The following is a 22057-nucleotide window of genomic DNA, read 5'->3' as shown; positions in this document are numbered from 1 at the left end:
ACGGTGATCTGAAACCGGGGTTTGTGGCGGCTGCCTGCGTGCGCTAGTCTGTTCCTTTGCGTCCGCTCTCAAATGCTCTCCAGCCTGCCCGGTGGCTGGTTTTGTGGTGGGTCGACGCTGATCTCATAGCGTTTCCGTCGAAGGACACCTCTTGGCCGCGCGTACTACCTCTGGTAACTCCCGCCGCATCTCTTTCGCAAAGATCTCCGAACCACTCGAAGTCCCTCAGCTTCTCTCTCTCCAGACCGACAGTTTCGACTGGCTGGTCGGGAACGACGCCTGGCAGGCTGTCGTGGAGCGTCGTCTCGAGGCTGGCGAGGACGTGTCGCGGAAGTCTGGGCTGACTGAGATCTTCGAGGAGATCTCTCCGATCGAGGACTTCTCCGAGACGATGTCGCTCTCGTTCGAGAACCCGGTCTTCTACGACCCGAAGTACACGGTCGACGAGTGCAAGGAGAAGGACTTCACCTACTCCGCACCGCTCTACGTGTCTGCGGAGTTCACCAACAACGACACCGGTGAGATCAAGGGCCAGACGGTCTTCATGGGCGACTTCCCGCTCATGACGCCCAAGGGCACCTTCGTCATCAACGGCACCGAGCGGGTCGTCGTCTCGCAGCTCGTCCGGTCCCCGGGCGTGTACTTCGAGCGCACCGCCGACAAGACGTCCGACAAGGACATCTACACCGCCAAGCTGATCCCGTCCCGGGGCGCCTGGCTCGAGTTCGAGATCGACAAGCGCGACCTGGTCGGCGTCCGTCTCGACCGCAAGCGCAAGCAGAACGTCACGGTGCTCCTCAAGGCCCTCGGCCTGACCATCGAGGACATCCGTCGTGAGTTCGCGGACCCCAACAGCACCGACGGCCGTGCGTACGAGTCGATCGAGCTGACCCTGGAGAAGGACAACACCCAGGGCGAGGACGACGCGCTGCTCGACATCTACCGCAAGCTGCGTCCCGGCGAGCCGCCGACGCGTGAGGCTGCGCAGACGCTGCTGAACAACTACTACTTCAACCCGAAGCGCTACGACCTCGCGAAGGTCGGCCGCTACAAGGTCAACAAGAAGCTGGGCCTCGTCGAGGCGTTCGACCAGCAGACGCTGACCGTCAGCGACATCGTGGCGGCCATCCGCTACATCGTCGCGCTCCACGACGGCCAGACCGAGGTCGAGTCGCCCCAGGGCGCGCTCGAGATTGCCGCGGACGACATCGACCACTTCGGCAACCGGCGCATGCGCACGGTCGGCGAGCTGATCCAGAACCAGCTCCGCACGGGCCTGGCCCGCATGGAGCGCGTGGTCCGCGAGCGGATGACGACCCAGGACGTCGAGGCCATCACGCCCCAGTCCCTGATCAACATCCGTCCCGTCGTGGCGGCGCTGAAGGAGTTCTTCGGCACCTCGCAGCTCTCGCAGTTCATGGACCAGACCAACCCGATCGCCGGCCTGACGCACAAGCGTCGCCTGTCGGCCCTCGGGCCCGGTGGTCTGTCCCGCGACCGCGCCGGCATGGAGGTCCGCGACGTCCACCCGTCGCACTACGGCCGCATGTGCCCGATCGAGACGCCGGAAGGCCCGAACATCGGTCTGATCGGCTCGCTCGCGTCGTACGGACGGATCAACCCGTTCGGCTTCGTCGAGACGCCGTACCGCAAGGTCGAGAAGGGTCGCGTCAGCGACAAGATCGACTACCTGACCGCCGACGACGAGGACCGCTTCGTCATCGCCCAGGCCAACGCCGTCATCGACGACAAGGGTCGCTTCACCGAGGAGCGGGTGCTGGTCCGCCAGCGCGACGGTGAGGTCTCCGAGGTCCTCGCGGCCGAGGTCGACTACATGGACGTCTCGCCGCGCCAGATGGTGTCGGTCGCGACCGCGCTGATCCCGTTCCTCGAGCACGACGACGCCAACCGCGCGCTCATGGGTGCCAACATGCAGCGCCAGGCCGTGCCGCTCATCACGAGCGACTCGCCCCTGGTCGGCACCGGCATCGAGTACCGCGCCGCGGTCGACGCCGGCGACGTGGTCGTGGCGACGGACGCCGGTGTCGTCAAGGAGGTGTCCGCGGAGCTCGTCGAGACGATGAACGACGACGGCACCTACACGACGTACAAGCTGGCCAAGTTCAAGCGCTCCAACCAGGGCACCTGCATCAACCAGCGCCCGCTCGTCTCCGAGGGCGACCGGCTCGAGGTCGGTACGCCGATCGCCGACGGTCCGTGCACCGACCAGGCGGAGATGGCGCTGGGCACCAACCTGCTCGTCGCCTTCATGCCCTGGCAGGGTCACAACTACGAGGACGCGATCATCCTCAGCCAGCGCCTGGTGCAGGAGGACGTCCTCACCTCGATCCACATCGAGGAGCACGAGGTCGACGCCCGCGACACCAAGCTCGGGCCGGAGGAGATCACCCGGGACATCCCGAACGTCTCCGAGGAGATGCTGGCCGACCTCGACGAGCGCGGCATCATCCGCATCGGCGCCGAGGTCACGACCGGTGACGTCCTGGTCGGCAAGGTCACGCCCAAGGGCGAGACCGAGCTGACCCCGGAGGAGCGGCTGCTCCGCGCGATCTTCGGTGAGAAGGCGCGCGAGGTCCGCGACACCTCGATGAAGGTCCCGCACGGTGAGTCCGGCACGGTCATCGGCGTCCGCGTCTTCGACCGCGAGGAGGGCGACGAGCTGCCCCCGGGCGTCAACCAGCTGGTGCGCGTGTACGTCGCGCAGAAGCGCAAGATCTCCGTGGGTGACAAGCTCGCAGGCCGTCACGGCAACAAGGGCGTCATCGCGAAGATCCTGCCGATCGAGGACATGCCGTTCATGGAGGACGGCACCCCGGTCGACGTGGTCCTCAACCCGCTGGGCGTCCCGCGACGGATGAACATCGGTCAGATCCTCGAGCTCCACCTCGGCTGGCTGGCGAAGCAGGGATGGGACCTCGACCTGCACGACGGTCCGAAGGACGAGGACTGGAAGAAGCGCCTGATCAAGATCCACGCGGACAAGGCCGAGCCGAACTCCCGGCTCGCGACGCCGGTGTTCGACGGTGCCCGCGAGGACGAGATCACCGGTCTGCTCGACGCCACGAACCCCAACCGGGACGGCGTGCGGATGATCAACGCGACCGGCAAGGCCAGCCTCTTCGACGGTCGCTCCGGCGAGCCGTTCCCCGAGCCGGTCTCCGTCGGTTACATGTACATCCTCAAGCTCCACCACCTCGTGGACGACAAGATCCACGCGCGCAGCACCGGCCCCTACTCGATGATCACGCAGCAGCCCCTGGGCGGTAAGGCCCAGTTCGGCGGCCAGCGGTTCGGCGAGATGGAGGTCTGGGCGATGGAGGCGTACGGCGCCGCCTACGCCCTGCAGGAGCTGCTGACGATCAAGTCCGACGACGTGCCCGGTCGCGTCAAGGTCTACGAGGCGATCGTGAAGGGCGAGAACATCCCCGACTCCGGCATCCCCGAGTCGTTCAAGGTTCTCGTGAAGGAGATGCAGTCGCTCTGCCTCAACGTGGAGGTGCTGTCGCAGGACGGCACGGCCATCGAGATGCGCGACGCGGAGGAGGACGTCTTCCGCGCCGCCGAGGAGCTCGGCATCGACCTCTCCCGCCGCGAGCCCAGCTCCGTCGAAGAAGTCTGAGCAGTGACGGCGGCCCGCCGGCGACGGCGGGCCGCCCCACCTCAGTCCACAGCTTGATCCACCAGTACTAACGAAGGACAACAGCCATCGTGCTTGATGTGAACTTCTTCGACCAGCTTCGGATCGGCCTGGCCACCGCGGATGACATCCGCACGTGGAGCCACGGCGAGGTCAAGAAGCCGGAGACGATCAACTACCGCACGCTCAAGCCTGAGCGTGACGGCCTCTTCTGCGAGAAGATCTTCGGTCCCACCCGGGACTGGGAGTGCTACTGCGGCAAGTACAAGCGGGTGCGCTTCAAGGGCATCATCTGCGAGCGGTGTGGCGTCGAGGTCACGCGCTCCAAGGTGCGCCGTGAGCGGATGGGCCACATCGAGCTCGCCGCCCCGGTCACCCACATCTGGTACTTCAAGGGTGTCCCGAGCCGTCTGGGCTACCTGCTCGACCTGGCGCCGAAGGACCTCGAGAAGGTCATCTACTTCGCCGCCTACATGATCACCTCCGTCGACGAGGACGCCCGTCACCGGGACCTGTCCTCGCTCGAGGGCAAGGTCGGTCTCGAGCGCGAGCGCCTCGAGAAGCGCCGCGACTCGGCCGTCGAGGACCGGGCGAAGAAGCTCGAGGAGGACCTGGCCGCCCTGGAGGCGGAGGGTGCCAAGGCCGACCAGCGCCGCAAGGTCAAGGACGGCGCCGAGCGCGAGATGAAGCAGCTCCGTGACCGCGCCCAGCGCGAGATCGACCGCCTCGACGAGGTGTGGAACACCTTCAAGGCGCTCAAGGTCCAGGACCTCATGGGCGACGAGATGCTCTACCGCGAGATGAAGAACTGGTTCGGCAAGTACTTCGAGGGCTACATGGGCGCCGCGGCGATCCAGAAGCGCCTCCAGGACTTCGACACCGAGGCCGAGGTCGAGTCGCTGCGCGAGACCATCGCCACCGGCAAGGGCCAGCGCAAGGTCCGCGCCCTCAAGCGCCTCAAGGTCGTCGACGCCTTCCGCAAGACCGGCAACAAGCCCCAGGGCATGGTCCTCGACGCCGTGCCGGTCATCCCGCCGGACCTGCGTCCGATGGTGCAGCTGGACGGTGGCCGCTTCGCGACCTCCGACCTCAACGACCTGTACCGCCGCGTGATCAACCGCAACAACCGGCTCAAGCGTCTGCTCGACCTCGGCGCGCCCGAGATCATCGTCAACAACGAGAAGCGGATGCTGCAGGAGGCCGTCGACTCGCTGTTCGACAACGGCCGTCGTGGCCGCCCGGTCACCGGGCCGGGCAACCGCCCGCTGAAGTCGCTCTCCGACATGCTCAAGGGCAAGCAGGGTCGCTTCCGGCAGAACCTGCTCGGCAAGCGCGTGGACTACTCGGGCCGTTCGGTGATCGTGTCGGGCCCGCAGCTGAAGCTGCACCAGTGCGGTCTGCCCAAGCAGATGGCGCTCGAGCTCTTCAAGCCGTTCGTGATGAAGCGCCTCGTCGACCTGTCGCACGCGCAGAACATCAAGTCCGCCAAGCGGATGGTCGAGCGGGCGACGTCCGGTGCTCGGTACGCCGTGGTGTGGGACGTCCTCGAAGAGGTCATCACCGAGCACCCGGTGCTGCTCAACCGCGCACCCACCCTGCACCGCCTCGGCATCCAGGCCTTCGAGCCCCAGCTGATCGAGGGCAAGGCCATCCAGATCCACCCGCTCGTCTGCTCGGCGTTCAACGCCGACTTCGACGGCGACCAGATGGCGGTGCACCTGCCGCTGTCGGCCGAGGCCCAGGCCGAGGCGCGGATCCTGATGCTCTCGACCAACAACATCCTGAAGCCGTCGGACGGCCGACCGGTGACCATGCCTACCCAGGACATGATCATCGGCCTGTTCTTCCTCACCACGGACCGGGACAACACCCCGGGCGACGGTCGTGCGTTCTCGTCCCAGGCCGAGGCCATCATGGCCTTCGACCGTGGCGAGATCGCGCTGCAGAGCAACGTCAAGATCCGCTTCGACGACATCGTCCCGCCGCTCGAGCTGGGCGGCGACGAGGGTGCCCTCGGCCAGCAGATCACGCTGGAGACCACCCTGGGACGGGCGATCTTCAACGAGGCGCTGCCGGCCAACTACCCGTACGTGAACTACGAGGTCGGCAAGAAGGCCCTCGGCGCGATCGTCAACGACCTGGCCGAGCGCTACACCAAGGTCGAGGTCGCCGCCTCGCTCGACGCCCTGAAGGACACCGGCTTCCGCTGGGCCACCTTCTCGGGTGTCACGGTCTCGATCGACGACGTCACGACGCCGCCGGACAAGATCCAGATCCTGTCGGCCTTCGAGGCTCAGGCAGCGAAGGTCCAGACGCAGTTCGAGCGCGGCCTGGTCACCGACGAGGAGCGCCGTCAGGAGCTCATCGAGATCTGGACCCAGGCAGCTGCCGACGTCGGCAAGGCGATGGAGCTGACCTTCGACCGGGCCAACCCGATCTACATGATGGTCGAGTCCGGTGCCTCCGGAAACATGAACCAGATCCGGCAGGTCGCGGCCATGCGTGGTCTCGTGGCCAACCCGAAGGGCGAGATCATCCCGCGCCCGATCAAGTCCAACTTCCGGGAGGGCCTGACCGTCCTCGAGTACTTCATCGCGACGCACGGTGCCCGCAAGGGTCTGGCGGACACCGCACTGCGGACCGCCGACTCGGGCTACCTGACCCGTCGTCTGGTGGACGTCTCGCAGGACGTCATCATCCGCGAGGACGACTGCGGCACCGAGCGCGGTCTGCCCAAGCGGATCGGTGAGCGGCTCGAGGACGGCACCGTGGTCAAGGCGGAGAACGCCGAGACCGCGGCGTACGCCCGCTCGGCGGCCACCGAGGTCACCCACCCGACCACCGGCGAGGTCCTCGCCGGTGCCGGTGAGGACCTCGGCGACGTCAAGATCGGTGAGCTGGTCGCGGCCGGCATCGAGGAGGTCAAGGTCCGCTCCGTGCTGACCTGTGACGCCAAGACCGGCACCTGCGCGAAGTGCTACGGCCGCTCGCTGGCCACCGGCAAGCTCGTCGACATCGGCGAGGCCGTCGGCATCATCGCGGCCCAGTCGATCGGTGAGCCCGGCACGCAGCTGACCATGCGTACGTTCCACACCGGTGGTGTGGCCTCGGCGGACGACATCACGCAGGGTCTGCCCCGCGTGGTCGAGCTCTTCGAGGCGCGTTCGCCCAAGGGTCGTTCGCCGATCGGCGAGGCCGCCGGCCGCGTCGAGATCGACGAGACCGACAAGACCCGCAAGATCCTGATCACCCCGGACGACGGCTCCGAGGTCCAGGAGTACCCCGTCTCGAAGCGGTCGCGTCTGCTCGTCGCCGACGGTGACCACGTCGAGGTCGGCCAGATGCTCACCGTCGGTACGCCGGACCCGCAGGACGTCCTGCGGATCCTGGGTGTGCGTCGGGCGCAGGAGCACCTGGTGGACGAGGTCCAGGCTGTCTACCGCAGCCAGGGCGTGGCGATCCACGACAAGCACATCGAGATCATCGTCCGGCAGATGCTGCGCCGGGTCACGGTGATCGAGTCGGGCGAGACCGTGCTGCTCCCGTCCGACCTCGTCGACCGGGGTCGGTTCGAGGAGGAGAACCGTCGGGTCGTCTCCGAGGGCGGCAAGCCGGCCTCGGGTCGCCCGGTGCTCATGGGCATCACCAAGGCCTCGCTGGCGACCGAGTCGTGGCTCTCGGCGGCCTCCTTCCAGGAGACCACCCGCGTCCTCACCGACGCAGCGATCCACGGCCGCTCGGACTCGCTGCGCGGTCTGAAGGAGAACGTGATCATCGGCAAGCTGATCCCGGCGGGCACCGGCCTCGAGCGGTACCGCAACATCCGGGTGGAGCCCACCGAGGAGGCCCGCGCCGCGGCGTACTCCGTCACCGGCTACGACTCCTACGACTACGAGTTCGGCAGTGGCGGCCAGGCCGTCGCCCTGGACGACTTCGACTTCGGTTCCTACCAGAACTGATCCGGTCGTCGAGAGGCCCCATCACCTCCGGGTGGTGGGGCCTCTCGCATTTCGGGTTACGGTCGAGCGGTGACCCGGCTCCTCCTCGTCCTCGCGCTCGTGCTCACCACCCTCGCGACCGCGCCGCCGTCCTACGCCGGCGAGCGTGGCGTGCGACCGGTGCCCGTCCCGCGGGAGGCGCGAGCGGTCAGCACGGCGCACCCGGACCGGGTGGTCGGGCACGGGACGCGGGCGAGCTGCACGTCGGCCGCGGTCGTGCGCGCGGTGCGCCGCGGTGGCGTCATCACGTTCGACTGCGGTCCGCGGCCGGTGACGATCACGATGCGACACACCGCCAAGGTCCTCAACACCTCGCGTCGGGTGGTGCTCGACGGCGGCGGCCTGGTGACCCTGGACGGCGGCGGCAAGCGCCGGATCCTCTACCAGGACACGTGCGACCGGCGGCAGCGCTGGACCACGTCGCACTGCGACAACCAGGCCACGCCGCGGCTGGTCGTCCAGCACCTCACCCTCGCGCACGGCAACTCCACCGGCCAGCGGTACGACGGTGGCGGAGGTGGCGCGATCTTCGTGCGGGGCGGCCGGCTGAAGATCGTCGACGCCCGCTTCGTGGCCAACCGCTGCGACCGGCGCGGAGCCGACCTCGGCGGCGCCGCCGTCCGGGTGCTCGACCAGTATCGTGACCGCCCGGTCCACGTGGTGGGCAGCGACTTCCGCCGCGGCCGGTGCGCCAACGGGGGAGCGCTGAGCAGCATCGGGGTGTCGTGGCGGGTGCTCAACAGCACGTTCGTCGACAACCGCGCGATCGGCCGGGGCGCCAACCCCGCTCGCAGCGGCACCGCCGGAGGCGGCAGCGGCGGGGCGATCTACCTCGACGGCAACCGGTTCACGCTCGACCTGGGCGGCACGCTGGTCCGCCGCAACGTGGCCAACGAGGGCGGCGGAGCGGTCTTCTTCGTGAGCAACGACCGCACGGGGACGATGCGGATCCGGCACTCGACCCTGGAGCGCAACCCGAGCAGGCGCTTCGAGACCCAGCCGGGCATCTTCTTCCTCGGCGCGCGGCGACCCACCGTGACCGCGTCGGTCGTGCGCTGAGACAATCGGAGGGTGAGCATCCCTGCGGAGACCGACGTCCTCGTCGTGGGCGCCGGCCCGGCCGGGTCGGCGGCCGCCGCCTGGGCGGCGCGCTCGGGCGCCGAGGTGATGCTCGCGGACGCTGCGGTCTTCCCCCGGGACAAGACCTGCGGCGACGGGCTGACGCCCCGCGCGATCGGCGAGCTGCAGCGGCTCGGGCTCGAGGACTGGCTGCGTGCGCACGCCGTCAACCAGGGCCTGCGCGCCCACGGCTTCGGCCAGACGCTGCTGCTGCCCTGGCCCGGGGGGACCCTGCCCGACTGGGGCTCGGCCGTGGCCCGCACCGAGCTCGACGACCACCTCCGCACCACCGCCATCAAGTCGGGGGCGACCGCGCTCGACGCGCACCGCGCCGTCGACGTACGCCGCGAGGGTGACCGGGTCACCGCGGTCGTCTTCCGGGTCGCGACCGGCTCGACCACCGAGCTCCGGGAGGTCCGCTGTCGACGTCTGGTCGTCGCCGACGGCGTCCGGTCCCCGCTCGGCAAGGTGCTCGGGCGCGAGTGGCACCGCGAGACCGTGTACGGCGTCGCCGGCCGGTCGTACCTCACCTCGGGGCGCTCCGACGACCCGTGGATCAGCTCGCACCTGGAGCTGCGCGACGAGCACGACACGATCATCTCCGGCTACGGCTGGATCTTCCCGCTCGGCAACGGTGAGGTGAACCTCGGCGTCGGCACGCTCGCGACCTCCAAGCGGCCGACGGACCTCGCGGTCAAGCCGCTGATGGCGCACTACGCGGACCAGCGCCGCGAGGAGTTCCAGCTCAGCGGCGACCTGCGGATGTCCACCTCGGCGCTGCTGCCGATGGGTGGCGCGGTGTCTCACGTCGCGGGCCGCAACTGGGCGCTCATCGGTGACGCCGCTGCCTGCGTGAACCCGCTCAACGGCGAGGGCATCGACTACGGCCTCGAGTCCGGACGGCTGCTGGTGGAGTTGATGGCCGAGCACGACGACCTCTCCGAGACCTGGCCCGCGCTGCTGCGCGACCACTACGGCGAGTCGTTCTCGATCGCGCGCCGGCTCGCCGGCCTGGTCACCGTGCCGCGGCTGCTGCCGGCCCTCGGGCCGGCCGGCATGCGCTCGGACTGGCTGATGACGCTCGCCCTGCGGTGGATGGGCAACCTGATCACCGACGAGGACCGCGACCGTGCGGCCCGGGTCTGGCGCTGGGCCGGCCGCCGCTCGCTCGCCCGCGACCACCGACCGCCCTTCGCATGACCGGGCTGCCCAAGCGACAGCGGGTGGCGGCGTACGCCGTCATCCTGCGCGACGGCGCCATCCTGCTCAGCCGCCTGGCGCCGAGCGTCACGGCCGAGGAGCTGTGGACGCTGCCGGGTGGGGGCCTCGACCACGGTGAGGACCCGCGCGACGCGGTGGTGCGCGAGATCCACGAGGAGACCGGCCTCGACGCGGTCGTCGGCGAGACCGCCCGGCTCTACTCCGCGCACCTGCCCGGGGTGTGGCGCGAGGGTCGACGGGTCGACGCGCACGCCCTGCGCATCGTCTACGAGGGCTGGGTCGCTCCCGACGCCCCGGAGCCGCACGTCGTCGAGGTCGGTGGCTCCACGATGGAGGCCGCCTGGAAGTCGGTCGAGGAGGTGCTCGACGGCACGGTGCCGGTCGGCCCGATGGTGCTGGAGGCGCTCGCCGACCACCAGCCCTTCCGGCACCAGCGGCTCGGCGCCTACGCCCTGGTCCGGCGCGACGACCTGGTGCTGCTCACCCGGATCTCGGCGCTCGGCTTCCACACCGGCTCCTGGACGCTGCCGGGCGGCGGGGTCGGCCACGGCGAGCAGCCGCGTGACGCCGTACGCCGTGAGCTGCGCGAGGAGTGCGGGGTCGACGGCGCGGTCGGCGCCCTGGTCGCGGTGCACGACGACCACTTCAGCGGTACGGCGCCGTCCGGGCGCTACGAGGACTTCCACGCCGTGGCGCTGGCCTTCGAGGTCACCGTCGACGACGCGGCCGAGCCGGTGCTGGCCGAGGTCGACGGCACCACCGACGCCGTCGCGTGGGTGCCGGTCGCCGACGTCGAGTCCGGCGCTCTCCCGGTGCTCGACCTGGTGCGCGAGACCCTCAGGGCAGCGGGGTCGCCGCCACCTCGCACGAGTTGAGCTCGGGGCGCAGCTTGTTGTTGACGATGTAGTACGACGAGAGCACGTAGCCGCGCTTCACGCCGTTGACGGTCGCCCACAGCATCATCATGCCGTTGCGGGGCAGCTCGACCGGGCCGAGCAGACCGGTGTCCGGGTCCCGCCCGAGGCTCGCCGTCGTCACCTGGTCGTCGACGTCGCCCTCGCCCTCGATCACCCGGTAGTAGAGGCGCGCGGCGGCCTGGTTGGCGCCGCGCGGTCGGAACGCGACCGTCTGGTCGCCGACCGCCCCGGGCTCGCAGGTCACGACCGCGTCGCCGAGGCCGGGGATCGTGGTGGTGCTGGTGCTCCGCACGTCGCCCTCGGCGGTGCCGTGCCAGCTCAGCCCGAACTGACGGGCGGTGTCGGTGTGCAGCGTGAGCGCCATCCGGCAGTACTGGTGGCCGGGGTGGCGGAACCGCTCCCACCACCAGGTCAGCTCGAACGACGTCGCCGGCGTGGTCAGGGCGCCACGGCCGGGCTGGCTGCGGCTGGGCCGCTGGCTGACCAGGCCGTAGGCGTAGCCCTTCTGGAAGTCCTCGATCCGGGACTGCTGGTTGAGGCCCTCGTGGGCGCGGGGGCCGGTGCCGCCGCGGCCGTCGTCGGCGGCCGTGGCGTAGGTGTAGACCCGGACGTTCTTCACCGAGACGACGTCGCGGCCCTGCTTGTCCTCGAACTTCGCCAGCCACATCTGGGTCTCCGGCGCCCGGCTGGCGGGCCGGATCTGGATCTGGGTGCTCCTGGGACGGCAGGTCAGGTCGACCGTCCCGATGCCCGGGACGTTGACGCTCTTCTGGTAGACGCGCCGCTTGTGCTCGCCCTTCCAGCTGACGACGATCCGATGGTCCGACCTCACGGCGACGCGGGCCGGGCCGGCCCCGGCGTACGACGTCGGCTGCACGGCGACCAGCCCGGCCATGAGGACCAGGAGGCCGGTGCCTCCGGCGAGGAGGCGGCGCACCGGCTTCATCGTGCGGGGGCGGCCGGCGTGTCGATCGCCTCCGGGTCGGTCGCGGGCTCGTCCTCGGCCGGGACCACCAGGACCGGCCGGTGGACGCCGTCGAGCCACTGGAGCTCCTCGGCGACAGCCCGGTCCGTCAGGCCGATCATCGCGGCCGCGGTGGCGGCCTCCTGGGCCGACTCGAGGTAGTCCTTCAGGAAGCCGGTGACCTCCTTGCGCTTCAGCGACCGGGTGGTCGTCGTGATCAGGACCTGCGTCGACAGCGGGTAGTCACCGCTCGCGATGGTGGTCTGGCTCGGGAAGACGCAGTTGCGGTGGCCGTCGGGGGTGGTGATCTCGAAGGGCCGCAGCTCCTCCTCGAAGAGCTCGTAGGAGCTGAAGCGGGCGTAGACGACGTGCCCGGTGCTGCGCTCGACCGTGCGACGGGCGGTCGCGGCCCTGGCCGCACGCGCCTTGGCCCGGTCGAAGCCCACCCGGGCCTTGCGCGCGGCCTCGTCGGCCTTCGTGACCGCTGCCCGGGCGGCGACCACCCGTGCCTCGTCCTTGGCCTGGGCGGCGGGGCTGCGCTTGTCGCGGATGCCCTTGGCGCGCTCGGCCGTGGCCTTGTCGAGCTCGTTGTGGGCATCGATGCGGACCTGGCGGGAGGACACCAGCTCGGACTTGCGCAGCCCGAGCTGGCGGGCGCTGTCGGCGTACGTCTGGGCGATCCTGGCGTTGCGGGCGCCGCCGTTGAGGAACGTGCGGGCCTGCCCGAACCGGTCGTAGCTGAAGTAGTCGGAGCGCAGGTCGGTCGGGCCGGGGGCCGGGGAGCCGAGCACGGTCTTGCCGAAGGTCTCGAAGCCGACCGGGAAGCTGGACTGCGACGGGCCGCCGACCGCCACCGGGACGTCGTCGAGGCCGAGCTGGCTCCAGTTGGTGATCGGGGAGCCGGCGCGCCACGTCTCCTGGACCTGGTCGGTGCTCAGGCAGTCGCCGCCCACGTCGGACTCCGACTTGATGGCGACGACGATGCCGTCGGAGGCGATCTGGAACTGGACGACGTCGAGCCCGACGGCCTGGCACGCCTCCCACTCGCTGCGGGTGATCCGACGCTCGGAGTCGACCAGGTCGATCTTGCCCGCGCACAGCTCCTGGAACGCCTGGTCCTGGGTGTTCTTGCCCAGGGTGATCTCCGTGGCGCTGCCCGTCGCGTTGTAGCGATCGACCTCGTCGGGGGTCAGGGAGAACGTCGTCGTCCCGTCGATGGCCAGCGTGCCGACGGGGCGCTCGGGCAGCGCGTCGTTCGCCTGCTTGACCTGGTGCTGCGCGGCGGCCTGCGCGGCGTAGTCCTGCGCCTGGGCATCGGCGACGAGGTCGCCCGCGTCGGGGTCCACGTCCTGCGAGCAGGCTGCGAGCAGCAGCATGCCGGCGAGCGCGACGGCGCCGAGGGTCACGCGGCCGATCGTGCGACGGGTAGCCATCACTGGTCCTTCGTTGATGCCGAGGCGGACGGGGAGGCGGACGCCGACGCCGACGCCGACGCCGTCGCCGCTGCCGACGGCGCGGCCGTCACCCCGGGGGTCAGTCGGATGCGCGGACTGAGCTTGACGACCTCGAAGTCGTCGAGGTGCAGCGCGGCCAGCTCGTTGCCGGCGATCATGTCGGAGGTGACGTCGCGCTGGGCGTAGAGCGTGGGGACGGCGGCGCGGTCGACCACGATGCCGCCGTACGTGCGCAGGGCGGCCACGATCGCGTCCGCCATCCGCCGCTGCTGGGCGGTCAGCCTGATCGGCTTGCCGGTCTTCGGGTCGGTCGGGAGGGGGACCGTGACGTTGGCCTTGAGCCGGATCCGGGCACCCTCGGGCAGCGAGCTCAGCCGGCCGTTGCCGTCGGTCGACGACGCCGGCTTCACGAAGACGCCCTGCGCCGGACCGGGCACGCTGATGGCGAGCGCGTGGGTGATCAGGCCCGCCTGGAGCTCCTTGGGGCGGAGCAGACCGGCGAAGAGCGGCAGCCCCGAGCCACGCGCGCTCACCGTCTGCGGAGCCTGGAAGCCGGAGCCGTCGAGGTCCCACTTGCGCATGAACTGGTAGGAGATCGTGCCGTCGTCCTCGCGCCGCGCGCGCCACAGGTCGTAGGCGATCGGCTTGCTGATGTCGAAGATCGTGAACCACCCGTCGTAGCGGGGATCCGGGTCGACGTCCGAGGGGATGTTGAGGATCGTGGTGTCGGCGCCGTCGCCGCACACGAGCTGGCGGCAGACGAGCTTGGTGGGCTCGCCGCCGGCGACCACGGCGGTGGTCCAGCGCTCGGTGTTGATGTAGACGCCCTCGTTGACGACCCGGCGCTGGGTCAGCAGCTCGGACGAGCCGGCGCGCTGCACGACCCCGACCCGCTCCCGCGCGAGGCTGATCATCTGCGACGAGCGGGGGTCGACGTCGGAGCCGTCGATGCGCACGTTCCAGGGGGAGTCGGCGGCGAAGAAGCGTCGCTCGGGCACCGAGACGCCCTGGGAGGCGTTGGACGGGTTGACGACGACCTCGAGGTCCGAGCGGGTGCTCGTGGTCGGGTCGTCGCCGCCGCCACAGCCGGCGAGCGTGAGTGCGCCGATCGTGGCGAGCACGAGGGCGGCTCGGGTGCCGCGGAAGGATCGGGCGGACATCACTGGTCTCCGTGGCTGGATCGGGAGCGCAGCGGGGCCAGGCTCGACTCGATGGACTCGGCGAAGAGCGACACGGCGTCGCTGATCTCGGCGAGCTGGCGACCCTCCCGGCTGGGCTGGCTGGTGAGGCCGGCCTCGGTGCGGGCGGCGCTGATGATCGCGTGCGCCTCGCGGCGAGCGGTGATCCGGATCAGCTCGGCGTCGAGCTCGGCCTGGGCGGTCAGCAGCTCGGCGCGGCGAGCGGCCTCGGTCTCGAGGGCCACCAGGTGGTGCAGGGTGGCCTCCTCCGCGTCGCGCAGGCGCTCCATCGCGGCGTCCGCGACCTCCTGGACGCTGCCGCGGAGATAGCTGGTGTCCTCGGGGGCGCGGTAGGCCTCGACGCGCTGGACCGGCGCGGGTGCCGGTGCGTACGCCGGTGCATACGCCGGGACGGGCGTCGTCCTGGGGGCGACGACGGAGACGACGACGGCGTCGACGGTGAGGTCGACCGTCCGGGTCAGGTCGGAGAGCTGGGCGATCGGCAGGATGACCGGTCCGGCGGACCGGGCCACCTCCGGCTCCGGCTCGACCACGCGCTCCCCGACGGGCTGGGTGACACGCTCCGAGGCGGGCTCCAGGACGGCGTCGATGAACGACTCGTCGGCGGGCTCGCCGATGTCCGCGGCCAGGTCCGCGACGACGGGCTGCGGGGCCAGGTCCGGGGCGATGGCCGGCGCGGCGGGCGGCTCGGGGTCGACGAGCCGCAGCCGGGTGGCGAAGTCGACCTGGCCGACGCGCGACTCGGTGCCGAGCGCGAGCAGGTCGTCGACCGACGGCGGGGGCTGGATCGGGTGGGTCTGCTGGTCCATCACTGGGCTGCTCCGTCGGTGCTGGCCGCGGCGCAGGTGCCACCGTCGGGGTCGAAGTCGGCCGGCACGCCGAGCAGCACGTACCGGTCGGTGCGGTAGATGACCATCAGGCACGGGTCCGAGCCGTCAGCCGCGTGGGGGTACTGCTGGCCCAACAGGTCGTTGTCGCCGGTGGCGATCAGCAGGTAGTCGACGACGCCCGCCGGGCTCGCGGCGATGTCCTTCCAGGGCCCGTCGCTCTTGTCGACCCGGTCGACGAAGAGGTCCGGCCTCCCGGTCAGCAGGATGACGGCGTACGTCTGCGAGTTGTCGGTGAGGATCGAGTTCTTGTCGGCGATGTTGGCCGTGATGTAGTCCGCCGTGGCCTGCTCGTCGACGGTGCCGACGGTCGCGCCGCTCAGGGTCTTCGCGCCCTCCTGGGAGTCGCGCGTCGAGAGGGCGGCGGCGAAGTTGGACTCGAGGTTCTGGTAGCGGTAGCTCTTCATCGCCTGGAAGGTCCACGGGATGGAGACCAGCATCAGCACGATCAGGACCGCGCTGACGATCGCGTTGTTGGTCTCCGCGGACCGGGCGATCCAGATGCCGCCGATCACGGAGAAGACCAGGATCGGGAGCGCGTTGCGCAGCTGCATCGGGGAGTCGGTCAGGTGCAGCGCCGCGGACAGCGCCGGCGAGACGACGGCCGCACCGAGCAGGATGCCGAGCCAGAGCGCCAACGGGTTGCTGCGGGCGACGCCCACGAAGATCAGCGCGGGCAGCACGACGATCGCGATCGGGGCGCCGTACAGCACCAGGGAGCCGGTGGCCTGGACGAGCTCCACGCCGGTGAAGCTGCCCGGGTCGATGCCGCCGGCGTCGCTGGCGGAGGTGATCCAGTAGAGCGGCTTGGCCAGCAGGATCAGGTTGAAGACGGTCCAGAGCGCGATGACGTACGCCGTGGGCACGGCGAAGCCGATCGTCGTGCCCTCGACCTCGACCCCGTCGGCGCCGAGCTTGGCCAGGATCGCGCCGATCATCAGCGCGGTCAGCACGAACCACAGCAGGCTGGAGTAGCCGGCGAGCGCGGCGACCGAGAAGGCCAGGCCCGAGAGCATGACGTAGCGGACGTCGGCCGTGATGTACCAGGCGACGATGCCGCCCATCGCGACGACCACGAAGGCGAGCCAGACGAACTGACGGGCGCCGTCGGCGGCGTACAGGAGGAAGAGCGGGTTGAGGCCCAGCGCTACGAGGACCGCCACGCGCAGCGGGGCGAGCAGCTGCGCGCGCCGCATCATGGTGTTCAGGGCGACCATGACGATGCCGGCGAAGACAGCGGAGGCGAGCGGCACCGCGACCAGGGACGAGGTGACCCCGGGGAAGATCGCCAGCGGCGAGATCAGCAGGGTCGCCAGCGGCGGGTAGTCGAAGCCGAGGGCCGAGAGCTTGGCCGGGTCGTTGTGCCAGATCATCAGCGCGCGGTCCAGCCGGTCGAGGGTCTCGAACCCGACGACGTGCATCTTGACGACGAGCCAGTAGCCGAACCAGATGTAGAACCCGGTGAACCCGACGAAGACCGCCAGGCTCTCCCACGGACGACGGGTGATGTCGGAGGTGCGCTGGTGGATGGACTGGACCAGCGTCGCCTTGCGCTCCTGCGACGCGCGGATGTGGACGGCGGCGGCGTCGAGGACGGGAGCCTCGACCGGGGCCTCGGGAGTCGCGGTCATGAGTCGTCTCCGTTGTCGAGGCCGTGCTCGGTCTTCTCCCAGTAGAAGGGGTTCGTGAAGAGCTGGATGGCGCCCTTCCAGGCGGCCCAGCTCATCAGGCCCCAGTAGAGGGGAGACAGCAGGGCGGTCCGGGTGATGCCGAACTCACCGCGCTGGAGGCTGCCCGCGACGTTGAGGTAGACGAACGTGAAGTTGCCGACGAAGAGCAGGGCGCTGGCGGCGTAGAAGACGAAGCCGGGGAACATCTGCTGGATGAAGCCGGCCTGGCTGACGATGTAGAAGGTCGACAGCGCCCAGAAGATCGGGTTGAGCAGCAGCACCAGGGCGCTGCCCATCGTCAGGTTGAAGCTGACGAAGCCACGGAAGCCGGTCTCGGCGGCCAGCCGACCCGGGTTGCGCATGTGCACGAGCCAGGTCTGCAGGTAGCCCTTGATCCAGCGGCTGCGCTGGCGGATCCAGTTCGGGACGCTGGAGTTGGCCTCCTCGAGCGTCGTCGAGTCGATCATGGCGGTGCGGTAGCCGCGGCGGTGCAGGCGGATGCCGAGGTCGGCGTCCTCCGTCACGTTGAACGGGTCCCAGGCGCCCAGCTCGCGGAGCACGTCGGTCACGAAGTGGTTGGACGTCCCGCCGAGCGGGATCGGCGAGCCCGCCGCGCCCATGGCCGGGAGCACCAGCTCGAAGTGCATGGAGTACTCGTTGGCGAACCAGGCGGTGAGCAGGTTCTGGTCCTGGTTGAAGTGGTTGAGCTTGGCCTGGATGCAGGCGACGTTGGGGGCGACGTGCTGGAAGGCGAGGTACGCCTTCTTGAGCTCGTCGGGGTCGGGCCGGTCCTCGGCGTCGAAGATGACGCAGAAGCTGCCCGTGGCCAGCTGCAGGCCGTAGTTGCAGGCCTTCGGCTTGGTCTTGGGCTGGCTGTCGGGCACCACGACGAGGTGGAAGTGCGGCGGCAGGTTCAGCGACTTGATCATCGCGATGGTCTCGTCGTCGTCCTCCTCGCAGAGGAGCTTGACGTCGAGGCGGGTGCGCGGCCAGTCCAGCTCGTTGATGCCGCGGACCAGGCGGCGCACGATGCCGGCCTCCTTGTAGAGCGGCACCAGGATCGTGTAGACGGGCAGCGTCCGCTCGTCCAGGCCGAGCACGTCCTCGTCGGTGACGTCGGTCTCGAGGTGGGTGCCGAGAGCCCGGAAGGTCAGCTGGAGCTTGTAGCAGGAGACGAGCAGGTAGATCAGCGAGCAGCCGGCGACCAGACCGACCAGCGTGCCCATCGGCCACACGATGCCGCACAGGAGCAGGCCGATCCCGGCGCAGACGGCCAGCGCCTTCTGGCTGCCGGTGAACACGACGTGGGCCGAGGCCTCGGGCTGGGACTCCATCAGGGAGACCGTCGAGATCTGGGCGTACTGCTCGCTGTGCACGCGCTGGATCAGCTGGTCCAGCTCGGTGCGGTTGGCCAGGAGCTGGCGGAACGGCGAGCCGAGGGCCTCCTCGACGGCCAGGGCCTGGTCGGGGTCGAGCGGCCGGGCGGTGGCGAGCAGCACGAGGTCCTGGGTCGCCGCGACCGGGACGGCCTGCAGGCGCTGGGCGAGGTGCTCGGGCAGCCGGCGGGCGACCTCGAGGTCGGGCACGAAGTCGGCCAGGCCGACCCGCTGCATCTGGTACATCTCCGACAGGGCGGCGACCAGCACGTCCTCGGAGATCGCCTCGTGGGCGACGAGGATGTCGCCGAGCGGGTCACCGGTGCGCGAGTACTCGATCATCCCGAGCTGGAGCTGCTCGGTGGTGACCAGGCCGCTGCTGGTGAGCATCCGTGCCAGCTGGACGCGCGAGCGACGCTCGTCGGCGGTCTCGACCTGGCCCTCGGTGGGCGGCCAGAGCTCGTCGATGGCCTCGGTGATCTCGTTGCCGGTGTGGCGGACCAGCTGGACCCGACGATCGATGCGCTCCTCGACCACCTGCCGGGTGATCTGGTCGTCGGCGTCGACGGCCGCCACGAGGACGACCCCGTCCGCGACGCCGTACGGCAGCACCCGGAAGGTGCGGCAGATGCCCTCGGGCAGCAACCGGCCGATCTCGGTGGCCACCCCCTCGCCGAGGCGGGAGCGGACCTGGGGGGCGGTGGTGACGGTCGTCATGAGGTACCTGCTCCGAATCCGGAGGCGGCCGGGGCGGCAGGGCTGCCGGGGCTGCTCGGGCGGGGACGGCTGCCGCGGGAGCGCCAGACGACGTAGATGAGGAAGCCGACGCCGAGGGCGATCAACGGGGCGATGAGGAACGGGATGAAGACGACGAAGAACAGCATCAGCGTGATGACCACGCGGAGCATCGCGGCCCCGACTGACATGCGCTGTGGGCGCGCCGAAGCGGCGTGCACGGACATGGAGAACTCCCCCTGGGTAGGTCCCGGGCGGGATTCCGAGAAGGTTCCCCCCAGCTGAGATCGAGGCTAGAGGCGCACGATCGTCGGGGCGTCCACGTCCGATCCACAATGGGGTAACAAGTCGGCGGACCTTCTCCTCAGGGTCTGGCGGCCGCCGAGCTGAGGTAGTCACGGGCCAGCACGCCGTACGCCGTGGGGGTGCCCAGGCCGGTGCGCACGAGCGCCATCGGGTCGGTCGGGTGGTCGGCCCAGACCCAGAACAGCGAGCCGATGTCGTGGCTGTCGGCCCACGTCAGGTAGCGGGTGACGTAGCCGCCGGTGGGGTCGTCGGCACCGAGCTCACCGGTGAGCACCGGGACCCGGTCGGCGATCGGGGCGAGGACCGCGTCCCAGCACTTCGCGGTGCTGCACTTCTTGAAGTCGTAGCTGTGGAAGGACGCGACGAGCTGGTCGTCCTCGGGGGCGAACTCGAGCCACCGGGACAGGTCGTTGGCGTAGTCGAGACCGCCGAGCAGCACCGGCTGGGCGGCGCCGGCGTCGCGGATCTCGCCGACGACGTCGGCCATGCCGTGCACGGGGTACGTGACCTGGCCGGCGGTGGCGGTCTGGTCGTCCTCGACCGGCGCGGAGCAGCCGCCGTCGCGCCAGCACTCCCAGGTCAGGTCGAAGACGAGGTTGTCGACGGCGTCGTAGCGCGAGTACGGCTCGTTGAACGCGTCGAACATGACCGACGGGTTGTCCCGGTACTCGCCGGCGATCGAGCGCCAGAAGGACAGCGACTCGGAGTCGGGCATCGCGGTGTTGCCGAACTCGGGCTGACCGATGCGCTTGCGGCTGTGGAGGTCGAGGACCACGACCATGCCCTGCCGGTTGAGCGCGGTCACGAACTCCTGGACGCTCGCTCGGTAGTCGAGCGCGGTGCGCTCCTCGAACTGGTCGCTCACCGGGGCGCCCCGGGTCCCGAGCCAGCAGTCCTGGTTGAGCGGCAGGCGGACGGTGTTGCCGCCCCACTTCGCGATCGCGGCCGCCTCGGCGTCAGGCGCACCACCGCCGCCGGCCGTGTCGAGGGAGGACATCCCCCAGCCCTGGGCGCAGGCGTACTCGAAGCTGCTCCAGTTGACGCCGCGCGGGATGAACCGGCTGCCGCTGCGCGCGTCGACGAGCCTGTTGCCCTCGACGACCGGCTGGGCCGCGCCCGTGTCGACGCCCGCGGCGGGCTCCGGTGCGGGGTCGCGTCGCTCGGCATAGATCGCACCGCCGGTGAGCAGCACGACCACCGCTGCCACCGGCACGATCCAACGCGCGTGCCGCATGAAGCCCCCTCTTCCAGGAGTGGATGGTACGGCCCGGCCCCCCAACTATGGTGGTCGAATGAGTGAGTCCGTCTTCACGTACGCCGCGCCCGGGCTCAAGTTCGGCCCCGGTGCGGCCGCGGAGCTCGGCCACGACCTGCGCCGCCTCGGCGCCCGCCGGGTGCTGCTCGTGACCGACCCCGGCGTCGCCGCGACCGGCCACCCGGCCCGGATCGCGGAGCAGGTGACGTCGTACGGCATCAGCGTCACGACGTACGACGGCGCGCGGGTCGAGCCGACCGACGCCTCGCTCGAGCAGGCGATCGGCTTCGCCCGCGACGCCGGCCCCTTCGACGCGATCCTGGCGGTCGGTGGGGGCTCGTCGATCGACACCGCCAAGGCCGTCAACCTGCTGACCACCAACCCGGGCGAGCTGATGGACTACATCAACGCGCCGGTCGGGAGGGCACAGGCGCCCACGCAGCCGCTGCTCCCGCTGGTCGCGGTGCCGACCACCACCGGGACCGGCTCGGAGAGCACCACCATCTGCGTGCTCGACGTGCTGTCCCTGCACGTGAAGACGGGGATCAGCCACCCCGCCCTGCGCCCCACCCTGGCGGTCGTCGACCCCACGCTGACGATGACCCAGCCCACCCTCGTGACCGCCGCGGCCGGGATGGACATCCTCTGCCACGCCCTCGAGAGCTACACCGCACGCTGGTACGCCGACTTCGACGCCAAGACCGCCGAGCAGCGGGTGCCCTACTGCGGCGCGAACCCGATCGCGGACCTGTGGTCGGAGAAGGCGCTGAGCCTCCTGGCCGGCGCGTTCCGGACCGCCGTGCGCGACGGCGGCGACACCGCCGCGCGCGAGCAGATGGCGCTGGCGGCGACCTTCGCGGGTCTCGGGTTCGGCAACGCGGGGGTGCACATCCCGCACGCCAACGCCTACCCGATCGCCGGCCGGGTGCGCGGCTACCGACCGGCCGGCTACCCCGACGACGAGCCGATGGTGCCGCACGGGATGGCGGTCGCGCTGACGTCGCCCGAGGCCTTCCGGTTCACCTTCGAGGCCGCTCCCGAGCGGCACCTGCACGCCGCCCGGCTGCTCGACCCGGCGGCCGGCGACGGTCCGGACGCGCTCCCGGACGTCATCGCGACGCTGATGCGCGACATCGGGCTCCCGAGCGGGCTCGCGGAGATCGGGTACGGCGAGGCCGACGTACCCGATCTCGTGGCCGGGGCGCTGCAGCAGCAGCGGTTGCTGGCCACGGCGCCCAGGAGTCCCACGGAGGAGGACCTGGCGGCGGTGTTCAGGGAGTCGATGGAACACTGGTGAC

14 protein-coding genes are annotated in these 22057 nt (G+C 70.3%); 6 read left to right on the top strand and 8 right to left on the bottom strand.

Annotated features, from left to right (window positions below):
• The first annotated feature begins 151 nt into the window (after positions 1–151).
• The 5 genes from rpoB to N542_RS0106985 all read left to right on the top strand — a co-directional run bounded on the left by rpoB (position 152) and on the right by N542_RS0106985 (position 10871).
• Positions 152–3640 carry a DNA-directed RNA polymerase subunit beta gene (gene rpoB, locus N542_RS0107005; protein ID WP_028643319.1) on the top strand — a complete coding sequence of 1163 codons (3489 nt, stop codon included), beginning with the start codon at positions 152–154 and terminating at the stop codon, positions 3638–3640.
• Between the two features lie 89 nt (positions 3641–3729).
• Positions 3730–7617, top strand: coding sequence for a DNA-directed RNA polymerase subunit beta' (locus tag N542_RS0107000; protein WP_028643318.1), 3888 nt, complete (start codon positions 3730–3732; stop codon positions 7615–7617).
• A gap of 69 nt (positions 7618–7686) precedes the next feature.
• Positions 7687–8715, top strand: a complete 1029-nt coding sequence (locus N542_RS23765; protein ID WP_197025885.1) for a hypothetical protein — start codon at positions 7687–7689, stop codon at positions 8713–8715.
• Positions 8716–8727: 12 nt separating this feature from the next.
• Positions 8728–9975, top strand: coding sequence for a geranylgeranyl reductase family protein (locus N542_RS0106990; protein WP_028643317.1), 1248 nt, complete (start codon positions 8728–8730; stop codon positions 9973–9975).
• Entirely contained in the window at positions 9972–10871 is a 900-nt protein-coding gene (locus N542_RS0106985; protein WP_028643316.1) for an NUDIX hydrolase, read from the top strand. Before N542_RS0106990 ends, N542_RS0106985 begins: the two co-directional genes overlap by 4 nt.
• Here the strand turns inward: N542_RS0106985 and N542_RS0106980 are convergent.
• From N542_RS0106980 to N542_RS0106945, 8 genes are all read right to left on the bottom strand, one after another.
• On the bottom strand, positions 10834–11850 hold the full coding sequence (locus N542_RS0106980; RefSeq protein WP_155992880.1) for a hypothetical protein: 1017 nt from the start codon (positions 11848–11850) through the stop codon (positions 10834–10836). The genes N542_RS0106985 and N542_RS0106980 overlap by 38 nt on opposite strands.
• 5 nt (positions 11851–11855) lie before the next feature.
• Entirely contained in the window at positions 11856–13310 is a 1455-nt protein-coding gene (locus tag N542_RS0106975; protein WP_028643314.1) for a substrate-binding domain-containing protein, read from the bottom strand.
• Entirely contained in the window at positions 13310–14491 is a 1182-nt protein-coding gene (locus N542_RS0106970; protein ID WP_028643313.1) for a hypothetical protein, read from the bottom strand. Before N542_RS0106970 ends, N542_RS0106975 begins: the two co-directional genes overlap by 1 nt.
• Positions 14491–15339, bottom strand: coding sequence for a hypothetical protein (locus tag N542_RS26485; RefSeq protein ID WP_028643312.1), 849 nt, complete (start codon positions 15337–15339; stop codon positions 14491–14493). The genes N542_RS0106970 and N542_RS26485 overlap by 1 nt, the downstream gene beginning before the upstream one ends.
• Positions 15339–17048, bottom strand: coding sequence for a hypothetical protein (locus N542_RS0106960; protein ID WP_028643311.1), 1710 nt, complete (start codon positions 17046–17048; stop codon positions 15339–15341). The genes N542_RS26485 and N542_RS0106960 overlap by 1 nt, the downstream gene beginning before the upstream one ends.
• Complete coding sequence (locus tag N542_RS23750) at positions 17045–19180, bottom strand: glycosyltransferase (RefSeq protein WP_051551465.1); 2136 nt, start codon at positions 19178–19180, stop codon at positions 17045–17047. The genes N542_RS0106960 and N542_RS23750 overlap by 4 nt, the downstream gene beginning before the upstream one ends.
• On the bottom strand, positions 19177–19389 hold the full coding sequence (locus N542_RS0106950; protein WP_028643310.1) for a hypothetical protein: 213 nt from the start codon (positions 19387–19389) through the stop codon (positions 19177–19179). Before N542_RS0106950 ends, N542_RS23750 begins: the two co-directional genes overlap by 4 nt.
• Before the next feature lie 173 nt (positions 19390–19562).
• Positions 19563–20738, bottom strand: a complete 1176-nt coding sequence (locus N542_RS0106945) for a glycoside hydrolase family 5 protein (protein WP_028643309.1) — start codon at positions 20736–20738, stop codon at positions 19563–19565.
• Between the two features lie 58 nt (positions 20739–20796).
• Between N542_RS0106945 and N542_RS0106940 the strand changes: the two genes are divergently transcribed.
• Entirely contained in the window at positions 20797–22056 is a 1260-nt protein-coding gene (locus N542_RS0106940; protein WP_028643308.1) for a hydroxyacid-oxoacid transhydrogenase, read from the top strand.
• Position 22057 lies beyond the last annotated feature (1 nt).

Origin of the sequence: Nocardioides sp. URHA0020 (assembly GCF_000620705.1) — a bacterium.
GTDB lineage: Bacteria > Actinomycetota > Actinomycetes > Propionibacteriales > Nocardioidaceae > Nocardioides.
Note: the sequence above shows the minus strand (reverse complement) of the source record. Positions and strands in the feature narration are given on the sequence as shown.